This is a genomic window from Enterobacter cloacae complex sp. SHL021 (assembly GCF_049237765.1).
GTDB lineage: Bacteria > Pseudomonadota > Gammaproteobacteria > Enterobacterales > Enterobacteriaceae > Enterobacter > Enterobacter cloacae.
In genome coordinates this window covers 168,518-179,713 of record NZ_JBMKJG010000010.1, presented here as the reverse complement: position 1 = coordinate 179,713, position 11,196 = coordinate 168,518, and the positions used below count along the sequence as shown (strand labels likewise).

10 protein-coding genes are annotated in these 11,196 nt (G+C 56.1%); all 10 read left to right on the top strand.

From position 1 onward, the window contains the following. Nucleotides 1–332 precede the first annotated feature (332 nt). The 10 genes from ACOTZF_RS12560 to ACOTZF_RS12515 all read left to right on the top strand — a co-directional run bounded on the left by ACOTZF_RS12560 (nt 333) and on the right by ACOTZF_RS12515 (nt 11,155). Nucleotides 333–956 (top strand): common pilus major fimbrillin subunit EcpA, encoded by a 624-nt coding sequence (locus tag ACOTZF_RS12560; RefSeq protein WP_013094841.1) that lies wholly within the window; start codon nt 333–335, stop codon nt 954–956. A 45-nt stretch (nt 957–1,001) separates the two neighbouring features. After that, entirely contained in the window at nt 1,002–1,679 is a 678-nt protein-coding gene (locus ACOTZF_RS12555) for a fimbria/pilus periplasmic chaperone (RefSeq protein WP_020686458.1), read from the top strand. A 6-nt stretch (nt 1,680–1,685) separates the two neighbouring features. Continuing rightward, nucleotides 1,686–4,280, top strand: coding sequence for a CS1-pili formation C-terminal domain-containing protein (locus tag ACOTZF_RS12550; RefSeq protein ID WP_013094843.1), 2,595 nt, complete (start codon nt 1,686–1,688; stop codon nt 4,278–4,280). After that, nucleotides 4,258–5,856 carry a hypothetical protein gene (locus ACOTZF_RS12545; protein ID WP_038982468.1) on the top strand — a complete coding sequence of 533 codons (1,599 nt, stop codon included), beginning with the start codon at nt 4,258–4,260 and terminating at the stop codon, nt 5,854–5,856. Before ACOTZF_RS12550 ends, ACOTZF_RS12545 begins: the two co-directional genes overlap by 23 nt. Before the next feature lie 6 nt (nt 5,857–5,862). Next, nucleotides 5,863–6,516: a hypothetical protein gene (locus ACOTZF_RS12540; RefSeq protein ID WP_013094845.1), complete on the top strand. Its 654-nt coding sequence runs from the start codon at nt 5,863–5,865 to the stop codon at nt 6,514–6,516. 72 nt (nt 6,517–6,588) lie between these two features. Continuing rightward, the gene (locus ACOTZF_RS12535) at nt 6,589–6,783 is read left to right on the top strand and encodes a hypothetical protein (protein ID WP_013094846.1); all 195 of its coding nucleotides are present in this window, start codon (nt 6,589–6,591) and stop codon (nt 6,781–6,783) included. A 22-nt stretch (nt 6,784–6,805) separates the two neighbouring features. Further along, nucleotides 6,806–6,991, top strand: a complete 186-nt coding sequence (locus tag ACOTZF_RS12530; RefSeq protein WP_013094847.1) for a hypothetical protein — start codon at nt 6,806–6,808, stop codon at nt 6,989–6,991. Between the two features lie 64 nt (nt 6,992–7,055). Then, nucleotides 7,056–9,152 carry a peptidase domain-containing ABC transporter gene (locus ACOTZF_RS12525; protein ID WP_129253066.1) on the top strand — a complete coding sequence of 699 codons (2,097 nt, stop codon included), beginning with the start codon at nt 7,056–7,058 and terminating at the stop codon, nt 9,150–9,152. Continuing rightward, complete coding sequence (locus ACOTZF_RS12520; RefSeq protein WP_421636095.1) at nt 9,149–9,898, top strand: hypothetical protein; 750 nt, start codon at nt 9,149–9,151, stop codon at nt 9,896–9,898. The genes ACOTZF_RS12525 and ACOTZF_RS12520 overlap by 4 nt, the downstream gene beginning before the upstream one ends. Before the next feature lie 6 nt (nt 9,899–9,904). After that, on the top strand, nt 9,905–11,155 hold the full coding sequence (locus tag ACOTZF_RS12515) for an HlyD family secretion protein (protein WP_013094850.1): 1,251 nt from the start codon (nt 9,905–9,907) through the stop codon (nt 11,153–11,155). Nucleotides 11,156–11,196 lie beyond the last annotated feature (41 nt).

Sequence of the window (11,196 nt, the reverse complement as noted above, 5' to 3'; positions counted from 1 at the left end):
CAGCTGATAGAAACAGAAGCCACTGGAGCACCTCAAAAACACCATCATACACTAAATCAGTAAGTTGGCAGCATCACCGTGCGTGGCTGTACCCACATCCTGATATTCTGCAGAATGACCAGAATAGATGTTTATCTATTCATCAAAGAGTCTCAATTTTATTCATTATGTAACAACAAGATGCAAAAGCAGGCGGATATTTTTCATCTTTTGCTTTAAAGGGAATGAAATTTTCTGTATTGCCTCGTTATTTTTCGGGTGACTATACTTCGCCCCGAAAAAGGGGCTCCCCTTTTTTAAACATCTGGATTCTTTTTTGAAGGACTAAATAAATGAATAAACTGAACGCTATCGTTCTGGGCTCACTGCTGTCTCTTTCTGCCCTGAGCGTTGCTCATGCAGCGGAAACTACTGCTTCTGCAACCTGGCAAGCTTCTGCAACGAAAGACAGCGATTCCGATCTGGTTGTCACCCCAACACGCGCACTGAACTTCGTTTATAGCGCAAACACGAAAGCCTTTAACACCGACACCGGTCTGTTTGATGTGGCTATTCGTGGCGATCACTCTTCTGCAACCAGCTTCAAACTGGAAGCTATCGTTGATGACTCTGACAACACCCTGTTCAGCGTTGGCGGCGAAGCAACCAAACTGAAAGTGGGCGCGCGCTTTGGCGGGACCGATCTGGGCTCCATCGGTGGCACAGTGGGTACGAAGTCAACGGCATGGACTACCCTGGTTGACTCTTCAAACAACACCGGCGTCTCTTCTGGCCTGTGGAACCTGACCACCAGCGCAGGCGCGACGGCAAACACCGAAGTGACCGGCCAGGACAAGTTTGTGTTCTACGTCGATTCTGCACAGGACAGCACCGGTGCGGCGAAAGAGTTCAAAGACCTGACCAACAGCCTGTGGGAAGGTACTGTCTCCGTTGCGTTCCGCGCAACCTGGGGCTAAGAGCTGACAGTTACAGGGGCGTAAGCCCCTGTTTAGGGAAATATCATGTTTAGCCTCAAACCCATCTTCTTCTCTTTATTATTTATTTCCTCCTCCGCGCTGGCGATTAATGTTGGCAAAGTCACCACCATTATTCCTGCCGATGCGGATTCCACCGCCAAGGAATTAAAAAACGAAGCGGACAGCGTGCGCATTATTTCCATCAGCGCCCAGCGTATCAGCAGCCCGATGGATGAAGGCGTGGTGATTAATCCAGAGCAAACCGACGAGCTGCTGCTGACGCCCACGCGCATGGTCATGCCCGCCGGAACCAGCAATATCGTCAAATTTTACTATCACGGTAAGGCCGACGATCGGGAGCGCTATTACCGCATTACCTTCATTGATGAAGGGGTCAGCGAAGATCTCGACAACGGCACGCAAAAGAATGGCAAAGGGATGACCCGCGCCGTGGTGAGCACCATTCTGGTGGTCCAGCCCCGCAAGAAGAACGTCGATTTCGTCTACGTGGCCGGGAAGATCACCAATAAGGGCAATACCGCGTTTCGCGTGAACGCGAGCGGAACTTGCCTGAAACCCAACCCGGAATCGCCGACCACGCCGTGCGTCAAAAACTTTTACCTGATGCCGGGCACCTCCCGCGCGATCGACGATATCAACGTAACGGACAGCCATTTTCATCTCGGAATTTGGGACCTGAAACAGTTCATTCCTGTTAAGTAAGGATGCATGGTGAAAAATAAATTAGTGTTGCCGGTGATGATGGCGTGCACATCCGGCCTCTTGCCCGCGTATGCGCATGCGGCCTCCAGCTCCGTGGTTATCGCTAATTACCGTTTTCCCGACTCGCTCTATGCCCTGCTGGAGCAGGGGATCAAAATCCCCGTTTATCTGGTCAATACCCGCCCGGGTGCAGCGCAACAGGCGGGCAGCACCGGTGACGTGAGCGAGTATGTCCGTATTGGCGACGTAACGATCTACGCAGAAGACCGGCAGCTCGGGCTGCGCGATGTCCAGGTCCAGGAGTCAGACAACGGTATTCGCCTGTCAAAAGAGATGCGGACGCTGCTGCAAAGCATCAACGGCAAGCAGTTTGACGACCATATGCGTATTCCGGTGAGCGCCGGGTCGGCGTTCGAGCTGGATCAGAAAAAAATGCGCCTGCTGCTGAACCTCTCCCAACGTGACTACGGGGTCAATATTCGTCCGCGTGAGGTGGATATCGATGCCCCTGAATCAGACGATCTGAGCGGCACGCTCTCCTATAACCTGGGGGCGTATCACACCGAGAGCGGCTACGGCGACAGCTGGTCATCCGGCTATCTCAACGCCAAAAGCTGGGTCTCGATGGGGGTCGATCACCTGCTGGTCGATGGCTCGGGCTACGTTAACGAGAACAGCAGCGACACCCAGATGAACGCGGTGATGTGGGAACGTGACTATCAGGGCATGCGCTACGCCGCCGGGATGTTGAACGGCTGGGCGATGCAGTCTCTCGCCAGCGTCAGCGGGATCTCCGGCGGAGAGGTGTACGGCGTCTCCGTGGGGAACCAGGCCAACTCGCGTAAGCGGGACAATACCCTCTCCCTGACGCCGATCGTGGTCTATTTCCCGACCGCCGGAGAAGCCCGCATTCGTCGTGACGGCCAGCTTATTGGTATTCAGCGCTTTGACGTGGGTAACCACGAAATCGACACCAGCGCGCTGCCCTACGGGATTTACAGCGTGGAAGTCGAGGTGGTCAGCGGCAGCCGCACCGTGTCACGGAGCATGTACACCGTGAACAAACCTTTCACCAACAACGTGTCGGAATCGCTGCGCTGGCAGACGTGGGGCGGGATTTATAGCCGCGACAAATCCGTCGTCAACTATAAGAAGTACGCCAAACGGAAAAACGAGCAGGACAACAGCTACTACTACGATTACGACACCAAACATAAAGACACCATGTCGCTGGTCGGCGCCTCCTTCAGCAAGCGCAGCGGGATGGTCGACTGGAACGCCTCCGGCTATATGATGCGCGAACACGTGGTCAGTGAACTGTGGGCCTCCCTGAACCTGACCGGGTACTTCTCGGTGAATACCCAGACGATGGCCGCCTCTGACGGAACGTACCGCGCCAACTACGGGGCTAACGTCAGCCTGCCGTGGAATATCGGTTCGGTCTGGTACTCGCATGAGCAGCTCTCCAGCGGCAAGTTCCTTGATATCTATGAAAACAAAGGCAACACGTGGGGGGCATCGTTCAGCCTGCCGTCGTTTGGCCTGCCGTCCGCCGGCAACCTGAGCCTGATGCGACAGGAAGACGACGTATACCGCTATAAACGCTATCAGGTTGACTACTCCCAGGGGCTGTATGCCGGTCGTTATGGTACGGCGCGCCTGCGGGTGGGGATGTCGCGTAATAAATACGAAGGCTATTACGAAGAGAAAGACCGCTACGTGATGCTCGATTTCTCGATCCCGCTGGGTAACACCGTCTCGGTGGGCGTTTCCCATAACCGCGATACCGGCACGGCGCTTAACGTCAGCGCCAGCCGCCAGTTCGAAGGAGATTACCTGAAGTCGGTTACCGCCAACGTTTCACGAGCTTTCAGCAGCAACCAGGATCGCACCGTGAGCGGCGGGGGCAGCGTGAGCTTCGACACGCCGTGGAACAGCAACATTCTGAGCGTGCAGAGCGGCACCAGCAAAGGCTGGAACTCCACGCTGACCAGCGACGGCAGCGTGGGCTGGTCGAAAGAGGCGGTTGCGGCCGGTAAAGGCACCCACAGCGCAGGGGTGATCGTCAGTACCGGGCTTAAGTCCGACGAGTCGCTCACGCTGAAGCTCAACGGCCGCACGGAGCGCATCAAGGGCGATAAAACCTGGCTGTCGTTACCGGCCTATCAGGCCTATGACCTGGAGGTCATGAACAGTGAAACCGGCACCGAAAGCTATGACATTGGCGCAAATGCCCGTCGTCATATCACGGTTTACCCAGGGAACACGGTGGTGATGAAGCCGCAGGTGAAAAAAATCGTCACCCTGTTTGGCCGCCTTGTTGATGCCAACGGTAATCCGGTGAGCGCCACGCAAATCAAAAACCACGTGGGTCTGACCCGCACCGAAAACGACGGTCGCTTCGTGATTGACGTGGACAAGAACAATCCGGTGCTCAGCATTGCCACGCCGGACGACAGCGTCTGCGAGGTGCGTCTGGATATTGCGTCCAACCGTGGCGCGCTGTGGCTTGGGGACATCTCCTGCGATAAAGGCGATTTCGTCTGGCAGGAAGCAAAAGGAACACGGGAACGTGACGATGAAAAAGATATTCGCTCTTAATCTGCTGCTGATAAGCGCGGCGGCGCAGGCGCAGCAGATGCCCTATTTCGCGATCAACAACCCGGACAACAACGGGACGGGCAACACGGCGGCGCTGTTCAGTCTGAACAGCACCTCCACCGCGTTTTTACACGGCTCGCGGGAGTGGCCCACCCTGAGTGCCAAAACCAACAACGGGATTGCCACCTATATTCCGGACAACAGTTTTAACGGCCCGGCAGGCAGCCCGCTGACCATCAACTTCAGCGTCACTGGCTCCAGCGCCTCGCCGTTCTTTAAGGGCACCGCGTGTTCGTCAAGCTGTGGTACCACGGGCTATACCGCGACGACCAGCTATACCGACACGTCCATGGTGGTGAAACCGCCGGTCATTGAGCCGGGCACCGCTTATGGCCGCTGGGTGCTGGGGGATCCGTTCTTTGATTATCTGCTCAATGCTGCACCTGGCAACGAGGTGACGATTACCTCCACGCCGCAGATCTCCTCTATCGGCAAGGTCACCACCACCAACACGCTGCATAAGGTCGGCACATTGACCATGACCAACTCGCGGGCGCTGGATCTGGGCATTGACCCGATCAGCGGCGAGGTGACCATTGTGGATGGTTCAACCGGGGCGACGTGTACTAAATACACCCGCAATACGGTGTCGGGTGTGCTTTGCGAACTGCTGGAATACACCTTTGTCGGGGAAGATATCACCGGCTACAACCCGGGGCTGGCGCTGACCTCGTCCCGCGTGAACGGCGTGCTGCAATCGCACATGAACGGGGGGACGGGGCTGGCGGCGGAAATCACCTTCGATGAGAGCAACTGGTACAGCATCTCCGGCGGCATCCTGAGCGACACGCGCGTGCTGGCGAATACCTTCCTCGCGGCGCCGCAAAAAAACGGCGGCAAGGCGTACCTGAAAATCTTCCTCCCGAAGGCGCTGATTTTGAGCGTGGCGCAGGCGGGGGATGGCAACAACATCGGCAATATCGTCAGCCTGTGCCTGACGCCGGGTAACAGCTCGCTGGCGGCGGATTTCTGCTTCCAGCCGGGGGGCGGGCTGGTGATTGACCCTATCCAGCCAGGCCTTGCGATCGTGCCGGATAACCCGGATTACACGCTCGACCCTAACGGCCTGGGCGGTTCCGGGAAAGGCACGATTGGCGAGGGGCCGATAGAGATCCCCTACACCATTACCTACAGCGGCGCGCAAAAAGATGCCGCGATTGCGGTCACGGTGAAGGTCACCGGGCCGACGCAGAGTCTGAACGGCGTGGACTACTGTGCCTTTAGCGGTAACGGCTTCACGGTGCCTGTCCCCGGTAACGTGCTGCTGGGCAAAAGCCAAACGCTGAAGGCGCATAACTGCAAAGGCGAGGCGCTGTCCATTCCCGCACCCGCCACCCATGCGGAAGAGTGGGACAAGATAAGCTCAGGCGTGACGGACATGTGGCTGTGGAAAACCCCGCTGGTATTGCAGTTTGTGATGAATAACCCGGTATCGAAAACCACCTATGACGGTAATACGTGGTTTGGTGAAGTGACGGCTCAGGGTCGAATTGATGTCAGTGCATCCTGGAATTAAACGTGTATGACTGGAAAATTCCTGGCTATTTTCGCAATAAATTGCTTCATTTCCGCAAGCGCAAATGCTTTAATTATTGAAAATCTAAATATTGATTTTCTACCTGAAAAAGAAGTTGTTTTTCAGCCAATAAAAAACGATACCAGCGTACGGCAGAATTATACTGTTTCGCTTATTCAGGTTGATGTCCCAAAAGAACACGGGAAAGAGACTGAAATAAAAGATGGCGAGGTGATGTTCTCGCCAAAACAGTTAACTCTGGAGAGCGGCGAGCGGGCCGGGTTTAAGTTTTATTATACCGGCCCGCACGACAGCAAAGAACGCTATTATCGCGTTAAATTCACCGAGACGCCGCTTCAGGCGCGGGTTGTGATGAGCAAAGGCCAACGCATTCAGTCGGATGTGGTGGTTTCGCTTGAGGCTATTTTAATTGTCCGACCATGGACAAGGCATTTTGATTATACGTTTAGTAACGGGGTGGTGAGTAATACCGGGAATACCTGGTTTAAATATGTCTCTTCTCAGGGATGTAGCTCACAATATAATGACTCAAAATATCTTCCACCGGGTCAACGGCTGGAAATAGATAATTACGCGCAGCCCGCAAGGCGGATGATTATTTATGGAAATAAAATCATCCCGCTTACGCGCTGCCCGTAACAACCGCTTTCCTTCATAAAAGGAAATTATCCTTTGGCGCAAGCTGAAGATTTACAACTACAGGAGAATAAAATGAAAGCGATTTCATTCGTAGAAGCGAAAGATATTATCGGTGGTGCATTAAACCCATTCGCTGGCCTCGTTAAAGGTGCACAGCTGGGTTATGACACCGGTGCAAGCATCATGGGCATGGTAGGCGGCGTGGTTGGCGGAATTCTGGGTGGCGCAATGGGCTTCCTGGGTGCGCTGGTTGGCAGCTACAACTAATTCAACGAACAGGAAGACAATCATGCAAGTTATCGATTTCAAAAAAGCACAGGCCATCATCGGTGGCTGGGATCCGTTTGCTGCTGCCCTTCAGGGCGCGAGCGCAGGCTATAACGCAGGCAGCCAGATGTTAGGCGCGCTGGGCGGCACCATCGGTGGTGTGTTTGGCCTGGTGGGCGGCTTCATCGGCGGCTTCTTCAGCGCATAAGTTATCGACCTATGCTTATGGCCCGCTTTGCCGGGCCATTTTTTTATTTCAGCCACGGATAATTATGTTTTCGCTTTTTCAGTATAAAAAAAAGGGTAAGACACCCGTTATTCGCCAGCATGAATATACCGAATGTGGGCTGGCCTGCCTGGCGATGGTGCTGGGGCACTATGAACACCACGTCTCCGTCAGCCAGCTGCGCAGGGAGCTTACCGTCTCTGCCGACGCGGGCACTTCGATGGCGGAACTCATGACCCTCGCCAGCGATAAAAATATGACGGGCCGGGTGCTCAAGGGCGAAATCACTGAAATTGAAAGTGCCGAACTGCCGCTCATCGCCTTCTGGCGCGGCAATCATTTCGTGGTGATCGTGAAGGTTGACGGGCGCAGCGTAACGGTCCACGACCCGGCCAGCGGCGTGCGTCGCTACAGCCTCAAGGAGGCGCAAAAACTCTTTTCCGGCTACGTGCTGGAGCTGAAGCCGACGCCGCGCTTCGACAAAAAATCCCCTGACGAGACGCTCACGCTGGGGCGGCTGGCCAATAAATCCCCGAGCTTATTTCAGCGGCAGGTGCTGCTGTTTGTGCTCTCGATTTTTACCCTCATCACCATGCTGGCCAGCCCCACTTACGTGCAGCTGATCATGGATGAGGCCATCTCGCGCAACGACAACGATCTGGTGATCTTACTCACCGCCATTTTCGCTATCGTCTTTATTTTTGAAGTCATAGGTAAGTTCCTCAAGCAACTGCTTGAGATCCTGATGCGTAACATCGCCTATGACGACCTCAGCCAGTCGGTTCGCCGCTATATGCTGCGTACCCAGACCGGCTGGTTCCGCAGCCGTCCGCCGGGCATTGTGCTGGCGATTGAAAAATCGCTGCATGCCTGTGCGGAGTTCATCAGCAATGGCTATGTGCAGATCCTCTTTTCCAGCCTGATCGCCTTCACCAGCCTGCTGTTTATGCTGCTGTATAACGTGAAAATCGCCGTGCTGACGATGCTGCTGATGGGGGTGTTTTTCCTGATCCGCTTTTCGCTGATCGGCCCTTACCAGCGCGCGGTGGACGACTCCATCGAGCGCACCGCAAAGTATGAATCGCTGCTGGTGGAGACGCAGAAGGGGATCATCACCCTGAAGGCCAACAACATGGAGCAGGCCCGTGACGCGGTGATGGACAAATCCCAGCGTGAGCATATAGCCGGGCTGATGCGTAAAGAGCGCCTGCTGGCCCGCTTTGATGTTGCCTCGCTGCTGGTGATCAACGCCGAGCAGCTGCTGGTGGTCTGCTTCGGCGCGTGGCTTATCCTGGAAGGGCAGATGAGTATCGGGATGCTCTACGCCTACATCAGCTACAAACGCTATTTCTCCGACGCGATGGTACAGGTGGCGCAAAAGCTGCTGGACAAAAATGCGCTGAAAGGGCCGCTGGATCGCGTGGGCGACCTGCTATTTGCCCCCTCTGAAGCCAGCCAGTTTGGCCGGAAGATTGTGACCTCACCCGTCAGTCTGGCCTTTGAGGATGTCTCTTTTGCTTATCCGGGACGTGAGGCGACCCTGCAGCACATCAACATGACGCTCAAGCAGGGCGAAGAGGCGGTGATTGTCGGCCAGAGCGGCTCCGGGAAAACCACGCTGCTGCGTCTGATCTCCGGGATGTTGCTCTCCACGTCGGGCAGTTTGCGGATCAATGCGATCCCGATCACCGAGTGCGATCTCTCCTCTTTGCGCCAGCATATTCGCATTGTGCATGCGGACGATATTCTCTTTACCGGCTCCATTCTGGATAACCTTTCCTGCTTTGATAGCGCGCCGGACAAGGAGCGGGTGATTGCTGCCTGCCGGCTGGCGGAGATTGACCATGTGGTTGCGCGTCTGCCGCACGGATACGAAACGGAGCTGCTGCCGGGAAATACCTTTTTCTCCGCCGGCGAGATGCAGCGTCTGGTGCTGGCGCGCGCCCTGTACAGCCAGCCGAAGCTGCTGCTGTGCGATGAAGTGACGGCAAACCTCGATAAAACCACGGCGCAGAAGGTGCTGGCGAACCTGCGTGGTCTGGGGATTGGCCTGGTATTTGTCACCCACTCGCCGGAGGTGGTGGGCTGTAACGGACGGCTCTACACCATGGAAAACGGCACGCTGCGGGAGAGTGAGCAATGATGTTTCTGCCCCGTCTCTACGCCCGACTTTGCGCCCGGCAGGCCGGACGCACGCTGCTCGCAAGCCGGATCACGCAAAACTACAGCCAGTTTATGCGCTGCCCGGAGACTGACGTCCCGCCCGATTTTCTGCGCCAGAACGCCCTGGAGATGAGCGGCTTTCATTTTGTCGAGCAGATCTTCCCGCCCGCGCTGTGGCGGCGCAACGTGCGTTTCGATCTCCACGCCCGGGTGGCGGCATTTACCCGCGAGCAGGATTTCTATTCTCAGTCCCGCACTCTGCTGCTGGGCATGCGCTGGGCCGGATTTGGCCTGATCGCGGATGCGCTGCTCGCCACCGCGCCAGACGACGTGCGCTTTCAGTTTGTTACCCGCCTTCCCGCGCTGCACAAGCTGATGGCGGCACACGAGGAGCGGCGGGCAGGGGCGTTTTTTACCCCGCACCGGCTGGTGACCGTGCTGCTGGTGGATGAGCGCCTCCCGGATGCGCCGCTGTTCATGACCCAGGCGGGCGACCAGAAAGCGTGGTTAACGGACGTGTCGACGCGCTTTTTAACGCGCTACGGATACGTGATTCGTACGCTGCTGCCCGGCTGTTCGCTGCACTCGGCGGAATTTGCGCTGGAGAGCCAGACCTATGCCCCTGCGGAGTACCGTCAGGCCGCCACCGCCACGCTGAACGCGTTGCGTAAAACCCCCACGCTCTGGAGTGCATGGGACGATCTTTCAGTGATTTATCATGGATGACATGTCGTGAAATTAAGAAACCGAAACCGACAACGTCGGGCGCTGATCCCGCACCATTTTTCAAAGAGCTACGAGATCAACGCCCCGCGGCTGAAAGGCGTGTTAACGCTGTTTATCTCCTTTTTTCTCTGTCTGCTGGTCTTTTCGATCGTCTTTAACTTTTCGGAAACCACGCTGGCGCGCGGGGTGCTGATCCCGGCCCAGGGGGATGTGGAAGTGCGTGCCAGAGAGTCCGGCACCATCGTGGATTTTGCCGTACGTCCAGGCCAGTACGTGAAAGAGAATGACCCGCTTTTTACCGTGTCGCAGGACTACGGCGGCAAGCAGGGCTCGGTGGTGCAGTTCGATCGCCAGCAGATGGAGGCGGAGAAAAAGCGCAGCGAGCAGCGCGTGCAGACCATTGAAGATTCTATCGCTACGTACCGGAAAAACCTGGCGCAGCAGCTGGATATTGCCGACCGGCAGATTGTGGTATCCCGCGACAAAGTGAAAAAGCTGCGTGCGTTGCTCAAAAACAGCACCGATACCTATGAGGCGTGGAAAGCGATATCCGGGAAAGGCTATGTGTCGAAGGTCGATCTGGATAAAAGCCACAACGACGTGCTCAACGCGCAGCTTAACCTGACGCTGGAGGAGAGCAGTATCCTCGATCTGGAGGCGCGCAAAACCAGCCTGACCGACAGCACCCAGTCGCAAATCGACTCCCTGAGCCAGGAGCTGCTGTACGTGAAAAACCGGATCAGCGAAATTGACCGCAACCTCTCCAGCCGGGGCAGCTCTACGATGGCCATGCTGGCCCCTGCCGATGGCTACGTGGTAGCGATCAACTTCCCGCCGGGCCGGGCCATTACGCAAAACAGCGAGGTGGTGGTGGTGATCCGTAAAAACACCGCCGCGTCGATGGAGGGGTACCTCTATGTGCCAGCTACGGGCGTGGGCCGGGTGGCGAAAGGGGATAAGGTGAAGCTGCGCTTTGACTCCTGGCCGGTGGATAAATATGGCTCGGTGGAGGCCACCCTGTCTGATTTTTACGAGGTGAATATTGATGCGCATTCGGCGCTTATCCCGCTGCAGGAGGGGCAGAACTACTATCTTGCCAAGGTGCGGGTGCCTTCCTGGTTTACCGATCCGGACAACAAAAAGCGTCTGCTGATGGGCGGGATGACGGTTAACGCCGATATCGTTATCGATCGCAAACCGCTTATCAATCTGCTGATTGCGCCGCTGGAGCGGGTGCGTAAACGGTTTATCGATTGACCCGATTTCATCGTTCATCGCCCATTAGCCCACAGGCTAAC